Source organism: Nocardia salmonicida (assembly GCF_036142455.1).
Classification (GTDB): Bacteria; Actinomycetota; Actinomycetes; order Mycobacteriales; family Mycobacteriaceae; genus Nocardia; species Nocardia salmonicida.
This window is the reverse complement of sequence record NZ_CP108014.1, coordinates 2,955,194-2,975,203: the sequence shown is the minus strand read 5'-3', so window position 1 is coordinate 2,975,203 and position 20,010 is coordinate 2,955,194. Positions and strand designations below refer to the sequence as shown.

The 20,010-nt window shown below is 63.7% G+C and carries 12 protein-coding genes and 1 tRNA gene; 5 read left to right on the top strand and 8 right to left on the bottom strand.

Annotated elements, in window-relative coordinates; all coding sequences use genetic code 11:
* From OHS03_RS14090 to OHS03_RS14080, 3 genes are read right to left on the bottom strand one after another with little or no spacing between them, the layout of a single operon-like run.
* Entirely contained in the window at positions 1-1,416 is a 1,416-nt protein-coding gene (locus tag OHS03_RS14090) for an MlaD family protein (RefSeq protein ID WP_328663154.1), read from the bottom strand.
* 9 nt (positions 1,417-1,425) lie between these two features.
* Entirely contained in the window at positions 1,426-2,286 is an 861-nt protein-coding gene (locus tag OHS03_RS14085; protein WP_328663153.1) for an MlaE family ABC transporter permease, read from the bottom strand.
* Position 2,287: 1 nt separating this feature from the next.
* Positions 2,288-3,145: an MlaE family ABC transporter permease gene (locus OHS03_RS14080; protein WP_328663152.1), complete on the bottom strand. Its 858-nt coding sequence runs from the start codon at positions 3,143-3,145 to the stop codon at positions 2,288-2,290.
* A gap of 280 nt (positions 3,146-3,425) precedes the next feature.
* On the opposite strand from OHS03_RS14080, the gene OHS03_RS14075 reads away from it, so the two are divergent.
* Entirely contained in the window at positions 3,426-4,574 is a 1,149-nt protein-coding gene (locus OHS03_RS14075) for an AI-2E family transporter (protein WP_328663151.1), read from the top strand.
* A 161-nt stretch (positions 4,575-4,735) separates the two neighbouring features.
* A tRNA-Leu gene (locus OHS03_RS14070) sits at positions 4,736-4,823 on the top strand.
* Here OHS03_RS14070 and OHS03_RS14065 read toward each other — a convergent pair.
* From OHS03_RS14065 to OHS03_RS14045, 5 genes are all read right to left on the bottom strand, one after another.
* A complete protein-coding gene (locus OHS03_RS14065) occupies positions 4,802-6,544 on the bottom strand; it encodes a recombinase family protein (protein ID WP_328663150.1) in 1,743 nt (580 codons plus the stop codon). The two genes, OHS03_RS14070 and OHS03_RS14065, sit on opposite strands and share 22 nt — an antisense overlap.
* Before the next feature lie 1,328 nt (positions 6,545-7,872).
* The gene (locus OHS03_RS14060) at positions 7,873-9,093 is read right to left on the bottom strand and encodes a VWA domain-containing protein (protein ID WP_328663149.1); all 1,221 of its coding nucleotides are present in this window, start codon (positions 9,091-9,093) and stop codon (positions 7,873-7,875) included.
* Between the two features lie 956 nt (positions 9,094-10,049).
* Positions 10,050-10,886 (bottom strand): metal-dependent hydrolase, encoded by an 837-nt coding sequence (locus OHS03_RS14055; protein WP_328663148.1) that lies wholly within the window; start codon positions 10,884-10,886, stop codon positions 10,050-10,052.
* Between the two features lie 320 nt (positions 10,887-11,206).
* Positions 11,207-13,495 carry a S8 family serine peptidase gene (locus OHS03_RS14050; RefSeq protein WP_328663147.1) on the bottom strand — a complete coding sequence of 763 codons (2,289 nt, stop codon included), beginning with the start codon at positions 13,493-13,495 and terminating at the stop codon, positions 11,207-11,209.
* A gap of 485 nt (positions 13,496-13,980) precedes the next feature.
* A complete protein-coding gene (locus tag OHS03_RS14045) occupies positions 13,981-16,029 on the bottom strand; it encodes a DNA/RNA non-specific endonuclease (protein WP_328663146.1) in 2,049 nt (682 codons plus the stop codon).
* A gap of 1,223 nt (positions 16,030-17,252) precedes the next feature.
* Here OHS03_RS14045 and OHS03_RS14040 point away from each other — a divergent pair.
* Genes OHS03_RS14040 through OHS03_RS14030 form a run of 3 tightly spaced genes read left to right on the top strand, consistent with a single transcriptional unit; the run spans position 17,253 to position 19,890 of the window.
* A complete protein-coding gene (locus OHS03_RS14040; protein WP_328663145.1) occupies positions 17,253-17,825 on the top strand; it encodes a cytidine/deoxycytidylate deaminase family protein in 573 nt (190 codons plus the stop codon).
* Positions 17,825-18,685, top strand: a complete 861-nt coding sequence (locus OHS03_RS14035; RefSeq protein ID WP_328663144.1) for an SAM-dependent methyltransferase — start codon at positions 17,825-17,827, stop codon at positions 18,683-18,685. Before OHS03_RS14040 ends, OHS03_RS14035 begins: the two co-directional genes overlap by 1 nt.
* On the top strand, positions 18,682-19,890 hold the full coding sequence (locus tag OHS03_RS14030) for a hypothetical protein (protein ID WP_328663143.1): 1,209 nt from the start codon (positions 18,682-18,684) through the stop codon (positions 19,888-19,890). Before OHS03_RS14035 ends, OHS03_RS14030 begins: the two co-directional genes overlap by 4 nt.
* Positions 19,891-20,010: the final 120 nt, after the last annotated feature.

The window sequence follows — 20,010 nt, the reverse complement described above, 5'->3', positions numbered from 1 at the left end:
TCAGTGACCTCCTGAGGATGGCGGGGCGACCGTCACGGTCGCACCGGTGAGCACGGAGCCGAGCAGGAGCTGCTGCGTGGTGTTCGGGCGTTTGCCCAGGAACGCGGCCACCGCGGCGGGGCCGGTCAGCGCGACTGGTCCGGCTCGGCCGGGCGGTGGTGGGGCAGAACCTGCCGGGGCGGTGATGCCGGGAATCACCAGACCGGGCAGCGAGAGTCCTGGGATGTTCGGCAGCGCCGGAATATTCGGCAGGGTAGGCAGTGCCGCCACGGTGGGAATCGGCGCAGGCCCCGCGGAGGACAGCCAGCCCGGGATCAGCTGTGCCGGATACGACTGTGGCGCTGGGGAATCCGGGATGGTGCCGGTGTCGCACCGTGGTCCGGCCTGGCTGCCGTAACGCGGGCAATCGGCCGCGGTGTACTGGCGGAACGGGGTGAACGAGACCGTGACGTCCCATTGCATCTGCTTGCTGGGTCCCCAATTGAACACGGTGGCAAGGCGACTCAGGGAATCACCGAGTGCGGTGACGGTTTCGCTCAACGCCGACGGATCCGCCGCGAGCGCGCCGAATGTCTCGTCCAGTCCGACGACGAGCTCCTTGCCCGCGTCCGGGTTCCGTGCGAACAGAGCCTGGGTCGCGTCGGTGGCAGTACCTGCCGAGGTGAGCAGTGCGATCACCTGGTTGCGGCGAACGGTGATCGTGTGCGCCGTCTGCACCGATTTGCCGAGGGCATCAGCGAGTTCGGGCGCCGACTGATTCACCGCCGCGGTGGCCGCCCCGAGATCGCCGAGCAGATCACCGATGCCGGGCAGCGCGCGGACCTCGGTGATCCACTGGTCGAGCCGTTCGATCGTGGAACCGGGCATTCGGGTATCACCGTCGAGTGCCTCGGCCAGGGTGGCCAGCACACGGGCGAGTTTGGCGGGCTGGATGCGATTCAAGACATCGCGCAACGTGGTCAGCGTGGTCTGCAGGGCTACCGTGGCGCGGCTGGTGTCCTGCTCGACGACAGCGCCCGCCCGCAACGGTGTCACGGCCGGGCCGTTGTCCACGAGTTCGACCGAGGTGACTCCGAAGATGTTGGCAGGCACGACACGGGCCGTCACCGAAGCCGGAATGGCCCCGGCAGCAGCAGGCTCCAGGTCCAGGCCCACCCGCTGGCTCAGCCCCTTCTCGGCGATCTCGACCGCCGACACCGTGCCGACCAGCAGCCCGCGAAAGCGCACGTCGGCGCGAGCAGGCAGCCCGTCGCCGGTACTGGTCATCAGCGCCGTCACCGCGACGGTTTCCTCGAAATGGCCCGCGTAGCGCAGCCCGAGCAGTGCGACGACACCGGACAGACTCAGCGCCATCGCCACACCGGCCACGCTGAGTCGCCCGCGCGACCAGCCGCGTCCACTGGGATCCGGATACATTTCGGTCTCCTATCCGGAGATTCGGATTCCGGAGTCGACGCCCCAGATCGCTAGTGTGAGAAGCAGATTGAGGAAAACGACGACGATGATCGTCATCTTGATCGCGCGGCCGGCCGCGACTCCGACGCCTTCCGGCCCGCCCGCGGCGATATAGCCGAAGTGGCACTGGATAAAGGTGGCAACGAGCACGAACGCGACCGCCTTGAGAACCGAGTACACGATGTCGCCCGGGTCCAGGAACTGGTGGAAGTAGTGGTCGTAGGTGCCGATGCCGTTGTCCCCCAAAAAGAACGCGGTGACCTTGGTGGCGAGGTAGGCGGTGGCCATGCCGACGCTGTAGAGCGGCAGGATCGCGACCGCGGCGGCCAGCATGCGGGTGGTGATGAGGTAGGGGAGTGGGCGGATCGCCATCGACTCGAGCGCGTCGATCTCCTCGGCGATCCGCATCGAGCCGATCTGGGCGGTGAACCGGCAACCCGCCTGAGCGGCGAAGGCGATGGTGGCCAGCAGCGGGGCCAGCTCTCTGGTGGTGGCGAAGCCGGAGATCGCGCCGGTGAGCGGGCTCATCGTCAGCAGATCCAAGGCAGTATGCGATTCCATTCCCACGGTGATGCCGCCGAAGCCACACAGAATCAGGATCACCCCGACCGTGCCACCACCGACCACCAGCGCGCCGTTGCCCCAGGTGACGTCGATGATCAATCGCACCACCTCTTTGCGGTAGTGCCGAAGGACGAACGGAATGGCCAGCAACGACTCGACGAAAACGACTCCCTGGTGACCTAATCTCGCGTTCGCCTCGGTGAGCGGGGTGGTCGCGGCCTTGGCAGCGCGCAGCGGACGCAGCAGGGGCGGTATGTAATCGGTCATCTCAGAGCACCTTGGAAGGGAAAACGGTGTTGTAGATCTGGGTGAGCGCGATATTGGCCGCGAACAACACGATCGCCGAACTGACCACCGCGGAGTTCACCGCGTTCGCGACACCGCCCGGGCCACCTTTGGTGTTCAGGCCGCAATCACAGGCGATGATCGCGGTGAGCGCGCCGAATACCGCTGCCTTCACCAGCGCGACCAGCAGGTCGCTCGCGACGGCAAACGAGGCGAAGGTACTGATGTAGGAACCGGGTGTGCCGTCCTGAATGAAGATGTTGAACACGTAGCCGGTGGCGAACCCGACGAACACCACGAACCCACACAGCAGAATGCTCACCAGCACCGCGGCGAGCAGACGCGGCGCCACCAGCCTGCCGATCGGATCGACGCCCATCACCCGCATGGCATCGATCTCCTCGCGGATCGTCCGGGAACCGAGATCGGCGCAGATCGACGAACCGACCGCGCCCGCGATCATCAGGCAGGTGACCAGCGGCGCACCCTGACGGATGATGCCGAGGCCGTTGACCGCCCCGATGAAGGTCGTCGCGCCGACCTGGCTCACCAGCGAACCGATCTGGATCGACACGATGGCCGCGATAGGGATGGCGACCAGGAGCGTCGGGGTGGCTGAGACACCTGCCATGAAAGAGCTCTGACGGAGGAATTCCGACAGCGGAAATCGCCGGTGAACCAGCGCTCGGACCAGCTCGGCGCTGGCATGCCACGCCATGGTGACCTGTCGGCCCGCGGTCTCGACGGACTGTCGCGGATGGTCGCGCCACCAGTCGAGACAGAACCGGACAATGAGCTCTAAATCGGTTGTTGCAGTAGATCTATCGTCTATCGATACCATCTCGATCACCCCGTGTTCAATGCGGTCGCCGAGCTGCTCGACCGGATCCGACCCTCTGATCTACACGGATGTATAAACAATTTCTACGCACCCGTAGTCAGCTGTCTGGGACTGTAGCAAGCCGACGCTCCGAACGCCGCCGAATCGATGCATGATCGGGTAATGAGTGTGCAAATGCTGGATGTGCGGCAACGCGCGTCAACGGTGAGCAGCCTGCCGCGAGCGCGAACGGCCGCGTCGGAGCCGGGAAATGGGCTGGTCCGGGGCCACACTGGAAGTCGTGGACATCGACTCCCCTGGCAACGTCCCGCCGGCGCCCGCGCCTACCAAAATGCCGAAGTGGCTGCCTCGGGCAATGGCGCTGGCCCTGGTGTTGTTCGGGCTGTTCCTGCTCGCGAACTGGGCGTTTCACCGACTGACCGGAATCCTGATCATCCTGGTGGTCGCGTTCTTCATCTCCCTGGCGATGGAACCGGCCGTAGCGCTGCTGGTGCGACGTGGTCTCCCGCGCGGGCTCGCCACCGGCCTGGTCTTCGTGGGCACCTTCGCCTGTGTGCTGGCCTTTCTCGCCGCGCTGGTGACGTTGCTGGTAGAGACGGCCACCAACTTGGTCCATGAATCCCCACGCCTGCTCAACGAGGGCGTCGACCGGGTCAATCACATCTTCGGTCAGCACTTCACGATGCACGACCTCAGTCAACGGCTGATGCGCGAGTCCGACCTGCTCGAGAGTTACGCCCACACCGCCGCCGACAATGCCTGGGGCGTGTCGACCACCGTCTTGGGCGGTCTGGTCCAGATCCTGAGCATCGCCCTGTTCAGCGTCTACCTCACCGCAGGCGGTCCGAAGGTGCGGCGCACCGTCTGTTCTCTGCTTCCGCCCTCCCGTCAGCAGACCTTCCTGCACGCCTGGGACCTCGCCATCGACAAGACCGGCGGCTACCTGTATTCGCGGGTGCTCCTGGCGATCGTCTCCGCGGTCGCGCACGGAGCGTTCCTGGCGTTGCTCCACATCCCCAACCCCATCGCCCTCGGCGTGTGGTTCGGCGTGATCTCCGCGTTCATCCCGACCATCGGCACCTACATCGCCGCGACCGTTCCGGTGTTCGTGGCGCTGACCGTCGATCCGATGGACGCGGTGTGGATCATCTTGTTCGCGATCGTCTACCAGTGGTTACAGGACTATCTGCTACAACCGCGGATCACCGCGCGCACCGTCGACGTCAATGCCGCGGTCGCGCTGTTGGTGGTGCTCGCCGGCGGCGCGCTACTCGGAGCAGTCGGTGCGCTACTGGCCATCCCGGCCACCGCGACAGTGCAGGCGTTCCTGTCCGAGTACGTCAAACACTTCTCAGTGACCGAGGATCCGCGCATCGAACAGACGACCCCGCGCCGCAAACGAACAACGACCGCACCGACCGAGGACTGAACCGCGTCCCAACGGATGGCTTCGGCCCAAAGCCTCGATCTCGGCGGGTCGCAAGCAAATGTGGATACACCCTCGAGGCATGCCGACCCGCAAAAACAGCAGGTCAACTGGGCGATTTGGTTTCCGACAGCGCGTCGGATAATCTTTTGGCACACCAGCAAGTCCGGGTGGCGGAATGGCAGACGCGCTAGCTTGAGGTGCTAGTGCCCGTATTAGGGCGTGGGGGTTCAAGTCCCCCTCCGGACACCAGTGCTATCCCCAACAAGGGATGCCGAAATAGTAACTTGACGCTCCAGGTGCGCATAGCGAACCTGGAGCGTTATTGCGTTGTAGAGCTCTTGCTTGTGTTCAGGAGCGCCTCCCGCGAGGATCAAGCGGACGTTTCCCAGTGATCCGATGAGCTTGCGGAACTCGGTCTCGGTGAACTTTTCCTCCTTGGGTAGGTTGTTCAGTTCGACCTGTGCGGCGGCTTTGTCTGCTTGGGCCGAGTTCAGTGCGTCGACCACGGCTTGTGGGTCGACGCCGGCCTCGATCGCGGCGAGGTGGCGTCCGATACGCGTTCCAGCTTGCTCGATGCGCCCTCTTAGGGCCGCTCGGCGTGTGTCGGTTCCGTGGTCTTGCTGCGCATCGAGTAGCGCGGCGATGGTGCGGTTGATGTGTTCGGGATGAAAGAGCGTGGACAGCCATTCGTCGATGGGTTCGATGATGTCGGCTTCGCGGAGGTTGACTGTCGGCGGGTGGGCGGCCTGGACGGGGCTGCCGGGTGCGAGTGTTCGTGCGCGGCAACGGTAATAGATCGACTGCCGCAGCATTTCGCCTTGCATTTTCCGGTTGCAGATCTCGCAGTAGATCTTGCCCCGGTAGAGGTAGGTGTTGGCGGTGTTGATCGGCCTGGTGCGTTCGAGGTGGGCGCGGGAGCGGTTGCTGACCCCGGAACGTTGTTTGCGGAGCAGGGTGGCTTGGGTGAAGGTCTCGACGGAGATGATCGCGGGGTGGGCCGGTCGCCGGGAGCGGACGACCCGGTGTGCGGGTGAGCGTTTGAACCGCACGATGTGCCCGGCCGCGACGTCGTCGGGGTCGACAAGAACTTCGTGTTTGGTCCAGCGTCCGAAGAACGCGTAGCCGGTGTAGCGGGGGTTTTGCAGGATCGCCGAGACGGTGGAGGCTTGCCAGCCGTCGCCGGAACGGTGCTTGTTCTGTTCTGGTCGATGTGCCGACGGGCAGGCGATGTTGTCGCGGTTGAGTTCGGTGGCGATGGCTTTGTCGCCGCGACCGTCGAGGTAGGCGCGGAAGATACGCTGCACGACCGGTGCCGCGGCCGCGTCGATCGACAAGATCCGCAGCTTCAGATTGTCCGCGGCCCGGTTCGGATTCGGGTGTGGTGGTCCATCGACGACGAGGTAGCCGTAGGGCGGGCGTCCGCCTTCGTGGCGGCCTTCGTTGAGGACTTGGGCGTCCATGCTGGCACGGGTGCGTTGTTGAACGTGCTGGCGTTCGGACTCGCTGAGCCCGCCGAGCATGTTCATCATCATCGAGTGGGTGACGTTGTCGGGGTCGAACCTGCCACCGAGTTCGGGCACCCAGATCGAGACGCCGTAGGCGTGGATGCGGGGAGCGACGAGGCTGAACTGGTTACCGAACCAGCAGCGGGTGCCTTCTCCGACAACGATTCCGGTCCACCCCCGGTCGGGGTTGCGGAGATCCTCGAGCAGTCGGTTTGCGTGGGTGCGGCGATGCCAAGGGACCGAGCGTGATTGGCAGATATCGAAGTAGCTGGTGACGATCGTGCCGTCGACGAACTTCTCGGCGTTGCCGAGCTGCCACCGGTACGAGGTTTCGGGGTCTTGGTTGTCCTCGGTGGAGCAACGTCCGTAGAAGGCCAGCTCTTCGCGGCTCGTGTCGAACGTGGGGGCCTTCTCCAAGCCGAGGAGGTCGTCGAGGACGGCCCATTCGGTCTGATCGGCGGACATCAGGACTCCTTGCTGTCGGGTGATTCCAAGAGATGGCCGGTGTGTGAGTGGTGACGGAGCAGGCGCAACAACGCCAGCGCGGCAGGCCTGTTGAGCTCTGGTGGCGCGCTTGGACAGATGATTTCGAGCTTGGGGGGGATGGTCGGGACGGTGTTGCCGGGCCGAGTGTTCATCCGGCATACCGAGACGTCTCTGTCGGTGGCGTGTCGGGATGACTGTTGCTGAGCGCGAGTCGAATCCGGCGCGTCACCATCTGAACGTCGGCTTGCGGTGATGGCTCGTGTGAACCACGCCAGGCGACGGGAAAGTCGAGAATGGATAGAGGAGCTGCACAGCAGTCACGGGTCACCTACTTGCTAGGTTCCCGGTCAGCGGCTCTTCCGCTTTCGAGTGTAGCTACGTTTGCAGAATCCTCGCCATGAACCCTCGGCCCGAACCCCCGTTGCGACTGAGGTCCGGGGCTGTTGCGCAAGGCTCGGGAGCAGCCGACGACCCTGCCGATGGACGGCGTGAGGCGAAACTGTTCTTGGGTCGGAAACACCCGCATAGCAGCCACCAGAACTGACCGATTCCCACGTTTGCTCTGCTGCTCTAGACTCTGAAATGTCAACCATTAGCTTGTATCAAGCCTGTGCGCGGCCGATTACCCAATCACGAACGCCCCGAGCTCGTTACCGGCGAGCTCGGGGCGTTCGGCGTTGCGTGGCCAAGAAGGCTGGACCAGATCGACGATCGAATACACGTGCCCGAACCATCGGGCGGCGTTGACCACCGATAAGGGGGTCCTGCCGGTGGTCAGAACGAGAGGTTTGAGCGAACTGACCACACCAACTACCTCGGCTGCGGCGGGACCATGCAGATCACAAGCCCAGGCGTGTGGGAACAGTGGTCTGGTCGGAATAAATTCTGGGTCTGGCCGCCGGTGGGAAGGTCACCCCCCGGAGCCCTGCCGTCCTCGGGTGTTCTGAACCTATTGTGCTCGGATGGGTCGTTCGATCGAATCGGAAAACGGAATATTCCGGGCCGTCTGGCCGACGACTTCTTCAGACAGCCTTGCTAAAGGCTACCTTGCGCAAGAAGCCCGCTCCTGAGCGAGATTTTCCCGCGCTACACGAAATCGCTTCTTGCCCATGGAATCTCGATACGGGAATCAATCTTGTTCGGCACGATGCCAGCGCAGCGTTTCCCCTACGTCGACGAGGCGCCAGGAGATGCGGGCGTGGCAATGATCGAGAACGCAAGCCTCACGGTCTGATTGGTAGCCCTCATCGCACCGCATCTCGTGCTCGGCGAGGGTCGACTACCAGATCGCGCCGTGGCCATGCTGCTCACCGGCGCGCCCACACGCCAAACGCGTCGACCAAACCGGTGTAAAACTGCTCTCCCGGGACCGCGCCCGGGTTCTTGCCGGCGTCGTAGAACGCAACGTTGCTGAAAGTGGCGGATGCCGATGCGTTGAGGTTCTTGTAGAAGGCCAGCTTGCCGCGGCCGAACCCGACGAACAGCCAGAACACACCCATCGAGGCGGTGTTCTGCAGCAGGGAACGGATCTCGGCTTTGTCGTAGGGTTCGCTACCTACCTGGACGATCGCCAAAACCGGGTCGGAGCTACCGGATTCCTGATAGTGGCTCACGATTCGACGCATCGCCTGGGTGACGTTGCCCCAGCCCCAATCGACCTGGGTGTGGAGCTGGCCGATCCGACCGCGATAGTTGGTCAGGCTGATCTCTTCGAGGAACGGTTCGTCCTCGCCGGAAAAGATCACCGGGACGATGCCGTCGTCGTCGAGGTTCACCGACAGTGCGAGCACCCGCTCGGCGAAGGCTTGGATGGCGAACGACTCGTACATGTCTTTCATGTCGTAGTCGTGATCGAGGACGAGATAGACGGCAGCACGGCAGTTGGCGAGCCCACTGCTGGCGAGTGCTTGCCCCGCTTGGCGGGCTGGCGCCAACAACGCAGGAGCTTGACTGGCGACCTTCGTCAGCTCGACCGAGGAAGCCGCAGGAGCGTGGGAAGTCGGACCGTTCGTGCGCGGCGGCGCGGTGGCAGGCTCGTCGTCGACGGTCACGCCGAAGTCGGTGGCCAGGCCTGCGAGACCGGAGGAATAGCCCTGGCCTACCGCGCGCACCTTCCAGCTATCGCTACGTCGGTATATCTCAGCGAGTAGCACCACTGTCTCTCCCGCGCTGAAATCTGGTGCGGTGAATTGCAGTTCAGGTCCGGCGGTCGATCTCAGCGTCAACAGGGGAGCAGTCGTGAACACCGTGCCGGGATGCAATGGGTCGGCGCTGGCGACGATGATGATCTTGTCCACGTCGCGCGGCACGCGCGACAACTCGACGGTCACGGTCATGCCCGCCACCGAGACGCCATCCTGTGATGGATGGTTGTAGAACACCAGGTCATTGTCGCTGCGGACCGCTCCGTTCGTAGCCACAAGGAGTGCGGAGACGTCGACCGGCCCGCCTGTGGGTGCGACCGTGCACGTGAGCGAACCAAACGTCAGAACCGCGTTCTCGCCTTTTCGCAGCAATGCTGCAGTCATGCAGTCGTTCCCTTCAACGGTTGTCCAGCTGAGCGGCGTGGACCGGAGTGGCATCACGAGCGAGCGCGAGTGATTTTATGGCACAACGCATTCCGAGACCTCGAATTCGCAATACTGCGGTAGCGCGCCGTTCGCTTCGGAATCGGATACCTGCGCAGACTCGGTCGAGAAGTTCTGTTGCTCGAACACATCCAGGATCGACGACGCGTGGAGCCCACCTGCATTAGGGCCGGTCATCCCAGCTTCTGTCTCAGGTCGCCCGCACCGATCAACCGTGCGATGCGGCGAACCACCGCGGTGCGCGCGGGGGAGGGGTACCAGTTCGGCTCCCGCGTCGGCAGGACCCTGGCGCCGACGACATCCTGTGGCCGAGTGTATTTGAGCAGGATCGGTCGCGGAGTTGATGCCTAACTGGGTCACCGCGCCGATCGCCTGGACACCTTCCTTGTCGGGGTGGGTGCCGAGTCAGTGAAGAATCCGCCTGATGTCAGTCGGCACCGCCGCGTTGCGGCTCCGGTCAAGTGCCGCTGTCGATGCCTAAGGTTAGGGATGCGGGATCTGTGTGGCACGCTTGTGGCGTGGATTCGAAGTGAATGAAATCGGGCTGGGTTGCTCGGAAATCTGCAGGTGAAAAAGTGTGGTCCCCGCACTTGCGGGGATGGTCCACAGGCTCGATCTCATGGATCAACTCGCTCTCAGTGGTCCCCGCACTCGCGGGGATGGTCCGTCACCCGATTGTCACCGGTGTTTCCACGTTGTCGGCCCCGCACCCGCGGCGCGATCCGCGAACATCGTGGCGAACCAGGCCAGCCAATTCACCAACACCCATCACCTGGTGGCCGCTCTCGCGGTGGTCGAAGCATTCGACGCGGTCATCGACCCGGGACGCCGATGGCAAGGAAATAGGCGGTGAGCTGGTTCCATGCCCCGCCTGAGTCGCCGCTGGCAACCGTGAACTAGCGAGTCAATGGGGTGAGTTCGCCGTCCGGGCCGAAGAGGCGGAGGTTCCAGTCAGCGAGCAGCGCGGTGTTGTCGACGTCGTCGGGGTGGAAGCCGGGGCTCAGGTAGTCGAGTAGGCGGCTGCGGACGGCGGCCGCGAGAAAGGGTGAGTGGCGCAGCGCGGCCAGGCTGGCGAACAGGCGCCGCGGGTTGTATGCCGCGCGGTCGCCGGCGAGGGAGAGGATGGTGTGCACGGCTGTGTTGAACGTGAAAGTGAACATCAGGACTCGCATCGCCCGGATCCGGATCCGCTCCGAACCGCCCGCGGCACGATAGACATCGAAGGCGACACTGCGGTGCTCGGACTCCTCGAGTGCGTGCCACAGCAGGATCGGCCGCGCATCGCCGGTGCCGAGGGCCGCGCGCGCATGTGGTTCGGCCAGTAGGGTTTCGGCGAGTACGGCGGTGAAGTGCTCTAGTGCGGCGGTGACAGCGAGGCGCGCGTGTGGCGACCGACGGCCCATCACCGCGTTGAAGCGACGCGTGGCCCGCTCGCCTCGACCGATCGGGTAGCCCATGGCGCGCAGCCGATCATTGAGCTCGGAGTGTTCGCGGCCGTGGGTGACTTCCTGGCCGATGAAGCCCTTCACGCGTTGCCGCAGTCGGGGATCGGTGATCTGTGCGTCGAACTCCCGCACCGACCGTATGAAGAATTCCTCACCCTCGGGAAATACCGAGGACAGGAACGCGACAGCATGGCCCATCACCAGATCGCCGTCGACGAAATGCCGGTCCGAACTGGCCTCGGGGTAACCGAACCGGATGCGCCGTACGGGGATCTCGTTCTTGACCATGATCGAAACCAATCTATGAAACAGTGTTCCGTGGAGGGTAGCGGCGCGCATTTCTCCCCACATCCACCCACAGGCGGAAAATGCCCGGGCCGACCTACATTCGACCGCCTCGGGCGGCACCGCCACGATCAGGGCGGTGCGCAGCCGTTTCGCGCACCGACAGACCGCGATTTTCCAAGGTGTTGAGCAACAGCTGACCGCGACGCGAGCCCGCGACCCCATTGATCCGTGTCAACGCGGGCGTGTAGGTGGTCGCACCGATCGCCCGTGGATATGGTGTCGGGGTCAGAGAACGTCAGAGGCGGTGGCTGTCCTAGGGATTAGCCAGCCGCCGCGCCGAGGATCGCCAGTGAGTAGGGCTGAGGCCCCTGCGGGACGTTCGAGCCGATGACGTCGATCCTCCAGGTACCGACCGTGGGTGTGCCGACTTCGACGACCTCGACGTTGTTGGTCGAGTCCATCGTGAATCCAGCGCCCTGCCCGCTGTTTCCGGCCCTGGGCGCTCCGTCCGGCCCCCGGACAACGAGATTGAGGTTGTTGACCAACGTCTCGCCGGGAAAGTCGCTGTAGGCGAGCACGACCCGCAGCGGAACAGCCGCCGAGGTGACCTCGATCTCGAGGGTGTGGAGTTGTCCGGTCGAGACCTTCTTGCCTTGGCGCACCAGCAGCGTCGACGGCGCAGTGGGGGCAACAACAGCAGACACATCGACGCATCCGAAGCCCTGGTGGTTATCGGCCACGGTGGCCGCGGGCGCGGTGCTCGGCAGGCGACGAGCACCAGCGATCACTACCGCTTTGAGGAGCGCACCCGACGGTGTCGCGACGCTGTGGTCGCGGCGAAGGTATTGGCGCAGGAGCGCGAGCGCACCGGCGGTCAGCGGCGTGGCCATGCTTGTGCCGCCCATGTAGAAGTACTTCGAAGATCCCGGGAAGGGCTTCCAGCCGGTTGCGGTGGGGCTGAGCATCGTCGACTTCGTCGACAGGATCCACGTGCCCGGGGCAACGACGTCGGGTTTGATACGCCCGTCCGCAGTAGGACCACGGCTGGAGAACGCGACGACCTGATCGGGGTCGTCGGCCATCGAAGCGCTCTTGTACGGCGGTGCTGGGTAGTCGCCCGGCCACCAGTTGCCGTACCGCTGGCTGTCGAAGGAGCGCCGCAGGTTCTCACTCGCCCCGACAGTCAGGCAGTTCTTGGCGGTGCCGGGCGAGGTGACCGAGCCAAGGTTGATCTGTCCGTCACCGTCGGAGTCGCTGCCGTCGTTACCCGCGGCGAACAGAATGCAAAAGGACGGGTGGTCCCACATGAACTTGTCCACGGCGCGGCATTGGTCGTCGTAGACTCCGGGGTCGCCGCCGCCCCACGAATTGGTGTGGATGCGTGCGCCTTTGTTGTAGGCGGGTGTGAACAGGTCGGCGAGGTCCACTGGAATTCCTGCGAGCAGGTAGCGCCCGTACTTGGCAACGAAGGCGTGGTTCTTCCAGTCCAAGGCTTGCTCGACTGCCTGGAACACCAGCTTCGCTTTGGTGGCCAGACCGCGGATCGCCGCTTGCCCCGCCACCGCGGTACTCGCGGCGCCGTCGCCGAGTACCGATCCGGTGACGTGGGTGCCGTGGCCGGAGTCGAGGTCGGACGCTCCGTCATCGGCGCCGGCGTTGTTGATGTACTGGGCGTATTCCGAGGTGATCGGGAAACTCATGACTGCTTTGACGCGGCCGGCGAAATCGGGGTGTACGGGGGAGGTGGTGCCGGTGTCGAATCCGGTGTCGCACACGGCGATCGTCTCGCCGTCGCCGTCGAGGGTGGAGACCCCATTCAGTGTTGCCGCGGTCCCGCGCATGATTGTCGCGGCGACGTCGTTGCTGATGCGGTTGATCGGTCGGTTGCGGACCATGCGCACACCATGGACGGCCGACAGGGCGGCCAGTTGCTTGCGCCGAGCGGCATCGGTGCCCGCTGACGCCTCGACGATGAGCGTCTCCGCGCCCTCTCCGATGATCTTGAGTCCGAGTTTGCGGATCTTCGCCTTGCCCGCGCGTGCGGTCGCCGGTGTGAAGAACTCGACCGTGAGGACGTCGGGGAGCAGCTTTGTTCGGGGCAGCACGGGTTCGGTGGTCACGTCCAGGCGTGCGCGGTCGGGCAGGTGACCGGCCCAGCGCACTTCGGGCAGCGCGGCGATCGCCGCGATTTGCTCGGCCGTCGCGCGCACGACCAGTGTGAAACCAGCACGGGCGTCGACGATCGAGGTACCTGCCTTCTCGACCGCTGAGCGCCATTGCGGCTTGATCGGACCGACGAACTGGATCAGGTAGTGGTGGGGCCCGGCGTCCAGGCGCCGGGTGCGCTGGTAGGCGGGGTGGGCCGAAGGCCGTGCTGGGCCGGTGATCCGTGGCAGGTTGGTGTCGATCGAGTCTTCCGCGGTCGGTCCGAGTGGAATTTCGTATTGCGCGGTGATGTCCTCGACGAGGTAGCGCTGGCTCAACTCTCGCGCTTGGGCCTCGTTGACCTGCACCAGCGCGAACGCGTCGTAGTTGGCTGTCACGGTGTGATCCCGTGCGAGCGCGGCTTGCTCAGATCTGTTCGCGATCACTTTGAGCGTGCGGTCCATGTCCGACTCCCTCCACGAATGTTTGTCCGGAGCTGAATGACGCTCCCGCTGTGCCGCTTTCCGGATGGAACAGTGCGGCCAGCTCTGCTGGGACCTCTGTCGCGGCCGGTTCGCACTCCCGGCTCCTAAGTTTCTCCCAACTCAACGCCCGGTTGCTCATCTCGTCCACCGGGGATGCGGTCGAAACCTCTGCCCGGCAAGGTCACCTCGATGATGGTCCTGGGCCGTGCTGTGCGCACGAGTACCCGACTACTCGGATCCTGTGCAGCGGCGCCAACGCTGTCCGCGCCGTGGTTCTGATGACGCCGGCTTCGGTTGCCTCGCCCCAAGTCAACACCCCCCGCAGAAAGCGGGGGCTTCGAACACGACCATCTCCCTCCAGCCTCGTCGGTGTGGAGGGAGATCGGGTGTATCGCTGTCAGCCGTCCTCGTCGCTGGAAAGGAGGTAACGAAATCAGCCAGTTGACGCAGCGGATGAACCGGCATCAGACGAATTGGATCTGATGAACGGTGTCGAGGCGGGTGTCAGGGCTTTCCGGTTCGCGGTACGGGTCCAACGCGGTGAGGTCACCGAACGACAGCCCTGCCTTCTGCTCGATCCACTCGATCCGGCGCTGGGTGGTCTTGTGCTGACCGAAGACGAACTCCTGCTCGGAGAGGAGCTCGCCTTGCGACAGGCTGTAGCCGGTCGCGGACAGTGCCCCGGTGGTGTCGTGGATGAAGACGATCACCTTCCAGAACGCGACGGGAATTCGCACGTCGAACTTGATCGGGTCGTCGTCGTGGAGGAAGGGGCCGGTGATCACCGAGATCCTCATCTGGTCCCGTCGTGCGTTCTGCAGGGCGTAGTTTTCGAGGTCGAGCCAGACTCCGGCGTTGAAGGTTTGCATCTGCGGGACAGCGTTGGTCACGTGCATGGAGTCGTTGTTGGCGCGTGCGGCGACGGTTTGCGGACCCCAGACCGGGTCTTCGCGTCGAGTCATGTGGCCGCGGGAGAACTTGGGTGCCGGGCCGTAGCACTCCTTGCTGATCTGGGCGTGGTTCGGGATGCGTGGGTCGCGGCGCCACTGCGTTCGATCGGCCCTGGCTCGTTGCTTGCCGTCGATGTTGACCGCGCTGTAGAGGCACATGCGGCGTGTTCTGCTCATCACGACCGAGAAGTGTTCGTAGTTCAGCACAGTGCCGTCGCGGCCGTTGTCATCGAAGACCAGGACATCGTCGTGATCGTTGACCACCGGCAGCGTGACTGCCGCGTCCGAGCCCAGGAATGTTTCCGAGAATCCGCTGCGGCCGAGGTAATCCGCGGCGACTCCCTCGACGACGAGGTCCTCGGTCGAGATCCCGGGAGCAGGGGCAGCGGCCGTCGTGGGCGCTGCAGCAGAGATCGCAGAGAGGTTGTCCGCGTAGGGATCTCCGATCTCGACGGTGATCCGCAAAGGTACGACAGCACTGAACCGCGCCGGCCTGCCTGTGGTCGGTGTGGCACTGTCGAACGTGCCGGCACCGGCAGTGTCAACGGTGACCGCGGGAGTCGCCGGTCGTACCGGCCTGCCCAGTACTGCGGTCAGGCGCTGTTGGACCACCGGTGAAGCGACCGCGAAATTGGCTTCGAGGAAGCGTCCGGCGAAGTGCAGCCCGACCGCTTCGCCGGTGGTCAACGACACCACGACCGACCCGGAATTCCCGCCCAGTGTGGTGCAGTCGTGCAGGATCACCGGTCCTTGCTTGCGAGTCAGTCGCCCCGGCGCCAGGCGCTTCTTGTCGTAGAGGTTGCCGTAGATCTGTTCCATGAGCGCTTGATCGGGTATCCGGCTGTCGCGTGCGGGGTATCCGATCACCGCGAGAAAGTCGTCCACTACCGGGTCTTGGGACATCGGTATCGGCGCGGGTGTGCCCGGACCGGTCTGATCCACCCGCAACAGCGCGATGTCGGGGCCGGCGTCGTCTTCGATGTGCAGGATCTCTGTCATCGCGAAGGTCAGGTCTTCGGGACGATTCGCCTCCTCGAGAAAGTCGATCGAGGCGGTCATCGGACCGAAAAAGCCCTGACGGAAAACGAATTGGCCACCGGCGGCGCGACCGAATTCCTGGGCGACGTGGCGGTTGGTGACGATCACGTTCGGTGCCAGGAGCCACCCGGTGCCAAGCCAGGAGGCGTCGTGGCCGGTGACCTCGATCCTGCCGACGGCGCGCGCGGCGCGGATCAGGGAGTCAGAAGCCGCGCTCAAGCGGGTCCGCCAGACTTCGCTGTCGGGATCGGTGAAGCTCAGCTGTGCGGCGTCACGATGGATGGTCAACACGGGGCGGCCGGTGCGCACGACGATCGTCTCGGTGTGGAAGCCCGCGCCGTCGAACTCTTGCGCAGGGCTCGACGACGGCTCGCCGTCGTCGAGGGTGTCGGAAACTGCCGCCAGTTCGGTCTCAGAGGTGACGGCGCGGGTCTCGGCTAGTTCGGCACGTAGTTCATCGTCGTTGTCTTCGATGTTGGCGTTGTGGTGCGCGAGCCGAGCCTGGACACCCTCAGAAATATCCATAGCGAGACAGTATTACGACGGTGGGTGGTCTTGCTCGGTTCGGCGAAAGTGTCCTGGGAAAGGGAAAGCGCTGCAGTGGGTTCCGTTGGCCCGCATCCCCGGTGGTCAGGCGACGTTCTCGTCGGTGCAGAACGGCGACTGACAGCATGTCTGGTGTGCACACGCCATCGCAGCTACTGACTCTGCCACGTACCGGCGGTCGCGAAGATCGCTGGTGGACATCGAATACGCCGCTGAGTGAGAGCCAGGGCCGTTGTTGTCGAGCCGACTTCGGCTCGGTTGCCCCGTACGCAGCCCTCTGCTCATGGTGGAGCGAAATTGCGCGACGGCGCCCGGGTGTGCGCAACGATCCGAATCGCTGACGAGGACACCCGGTAGCGCATGCGCTTCGATCGCTCCATCGACACGTGCGGTGAGCAGCCGCATCAAAGGGGGAACCGATGACCCCTCCGAGCGCTCACGAGTCAAAGGTACTGCGGTAGTAGACAGTTGAGGTATCAGGGCTGCGACGTCACAGTCTCGTCGTCTATCTGGTCCACGATGTCGATCACAACCGCCTCGGGTGTGTGCGACACCATGGGCTCCTCCTGTGCTGCGTCGCGGACTCGACGTATTCGAGCAGGCCGAAAATTCAGGACTGGAATAGTTTTCGACTCATCCGACGGACCGGCCGAGCGTGCGGCGGTGGCCTCGGCACCAGCGTATCCCGTGTTTTGTCCGGTGGACGTATACCGGACACGAGCTCATACGCCTGGCTCGTTCGTATGACGATCTCCTGATTCGGTCAGTGCTCTCGCGAGGTGGCAAGCGGTCTTGGCCGGTTGGGCGAGACGGCGGCAAGGCTGTCGTGCCGAGGGAATTCGGCCAGGAGGGCGAAGTCCAGGCGTCCGAGGGTCGTGGTTGAGGAGTTTCAGATCGAGGTCGTGGTTGAGCATCGGTCCCTTGGTGATGTGGAGTCGTCGATGTAGCGCCCAGTTGCAGGGATCTCAGGTTCATGTCGAGCGGCAGGGCGTGTGCTGGCATGTGGTTGTTCGCACGACTTCAATCAGCGGTCGAATGTGATTCAAGTCACCGATAGTTTGGGGAACCGGTCTCGGGCGTGTCCCGTCAGGCCCTGTGACGCACCGAAACGCTCGGTGCGCAACCGAAAATCATGGGGGCACAGCATGATTCGGAATAGTCGGCCCGTTCGGGCCTGCGCGTTGCTTCTCGGGATTCTCGCAATGGGGTTGGTCGAGCCGGGTTCGGCACGAGCGCAAATTCTTCCGACCTGCCAGAACTATGTGGTCAATGCGCAGTGGGGCAAGTTGACCGTGGACACGCGGCGGTCGAACGACGGCGACCCCATCGGGGTCATCAGCTGGGCGGTCCCGATCGTTGCCGATCTCTACGCCGGTGGCCGTCATGTGGCGTCTTCGTTTCCCGCCTCCGATCGGCGATCGCCGATCGACCACGCAGAGATAGCGCTGTTGCGAAGCATGGGTTACGGGCTCCGGCGACTTACGAGACCGGTCGTTCTGGTGACGACAGTGGAGCCGTGCATGATGTGCTTCGCCGCAGCCGCGACGGCTGCAGTCGATGTGATCGGGTATGTACTTCCGGCTTTCGGCGACGGCGTAGGCCAAGGCGTCGCCAAAAGCCATGGTGGTGAGGTCGGCCCACGGCTCGTGCGAGTCGGATCACCCGGATTCGTCGGCGGCGTGTTCGAGCGGTTCGTCTCGGAGAACCCCGACAGCCGCCATGCGGATTATGCGGCGGGAGTGGTTGCTTCGTTGCAGAAAGAGGATCAGTCCTGATGAACGGTATCGACAACAGGTTCAACGACGAGGTCATCGATGCCATTGTCGCGACCTCTCTAGATGATGCCTGCGGGACGCTTGATATCCCCCTGGTGCGGTACTGCCTTGAGCACTACGGCTGTGGGGACTCGTTGGCCGACCGTGTACTCGCCCGCGTCAGCGAGGCTCTTGAGCGAAGGTCGCGACACCAGGGCGACTATCGCAGTCGTTTCGAGGCGACGATGACCGATGAGCATTATCCCGAGTACGTAGGCAGTGTCGACGGCTACTACGTCGTCCCGAACAAGCGGTTTATGGCTGCCTTCTGCCGCTATCCACAATGGTTCGGCCCAGGCAGTCGAGTGCTAGACCTCGGCGGCGGAACCGGCCGCAATGGGCTGGTCGCGGCAATGGCTGGTGCCACAGTCGATCTCGTCGAGCAGAGCGTGGCGGGATGCCGATTTGTTGCTGATCAAGCTGCACAGTTGGGTGTTGCCGATCGAGTGCGCATCCTCAACACCGACATGTGCGCATGGCAGCCGACGACGGACTACTCCGCCGTCGTGGCGATCACCGTCCTCGAACATGTTGCCGCCGTGCAACGGCGTGCGCTGGCCGCGACACTGACCGAAGCGATGCGGCCTGGCGCGGTGCTTGTAGCGACTGCGTTTCTCTCCGATGATCCGGGCGCAATCAGAGAATCCGACGATCATAGCGAAACCGCTGACCATGTTGAGAGCTATCTGAACCAAGGGGAGTTGGTGACGCTCTTCAGTGATCTGACCATGGTCGAGGAACGAGAATACCGAAAGCTCGACACGTCCCATGGCAGTCCGCACTATCACTCTGTCGCTGAGATCATCGGGGTGAAACGGTGACGCCACCAAACAGGGGCAGTGATCAGCAGATCGGGTTGGGGCAGATTTCCGCTGCTTTGCGCGACCACTCCTGCGGCGGCCGCTCCTCCGCGCGCTCCCTCGCGGAATTGCATGATGAAGTGGGCGGAAGTGCAATCGGTTTCTCGATCATTTCTGCCTATTGCCGGCTGCAACAGGGTCACGTGTCGATTCCGCCGTGGCACTTGTTCACCCGGCGCGAAATTGCTGAGGGGAAGTTCGACTCCTGGCTCGACACGGCAGTGGCGCACGGTTGTACGGGCCTGATGGCAAAGGTCTCCGGCACCATGGAATCGTTCAGTCCGAGCAGCGCCCGGGGAGCGAATTCATCGAAGTCGAACCATGCACTCAGCCTCACCATTGGAGAAGTTTCCCGGCTGTCAAACTCAGTTCGTGCGCTCGGTGACGATGTTCGCGGTGTCCTCGGACAGCACCTTGTCCCTGCGCATACGGCTGTTTATTTTCATGCCTACGTCTATGGACTCTCGACCGTGGCTATCGAGCTACTGGGAGTGCAGCAGGCCAAAATGCTAATCGTGTTTCCCGCTGAGGGTCTGAGCGCCACCTACTGTGAAACCATCGGTGAGGATGCTCGACTGTCGGAGCCGAATCGATGCGCGCACTTAGCCACAGTGTGTCGCGACCTGGCAGCCTTCGCCGCCGAATCGACAGGAATCACACACGGGAACTGGAACATCGAAGGTCTATGGGCGAGTTCGACACAGCATGTTGTCGCATTCCAGATGAGGCCGAGTCCGCAGGATCGGCCGTTCGACCGGTTCGCCACCGACGCCCAGCAGCTTGGCTCCGCAGACCGTGCTGCAGTCGGTGGTTGGCGCGAGGTGTGGCGAACGCGGTTTGTATGGGGTGCGTTCAGCATCGAGCTGGATTCGTTTGTGCCGGATGCTGCCGCGAATTTTTGCCTGATCCCCGAGCGAGGTCATGTGATGGACGAACTAGTCGAGTCCAACGGGGGCAAAGCGGACGTTCTGTACATCTCAAATTCTCAAGGGTTCAGACTGACACACGAGAGCGAGCTTCTGCCCTCCATCAGATGGCGCCGAGGATTCCGCTTCTGTTATGTCCCCGATGAGGTACTGGCGGCCATGCAAGGCCGCCGCACACGATTCGAGTCCGACGGCGACCGTTGTGTAGTCTCCATTTGTAGCCTCGATGCTGCTCGGTGACATTTGTGGTCGACATCGTCGTCAGGCGACGCCAGGGTTCGTGCAGACATGTAGTGCCGGATCCGGCCTTGTGCTCTCTGCGGTGAAATGGTGTGAGCATCACCATCGCAGCGTCGGAGG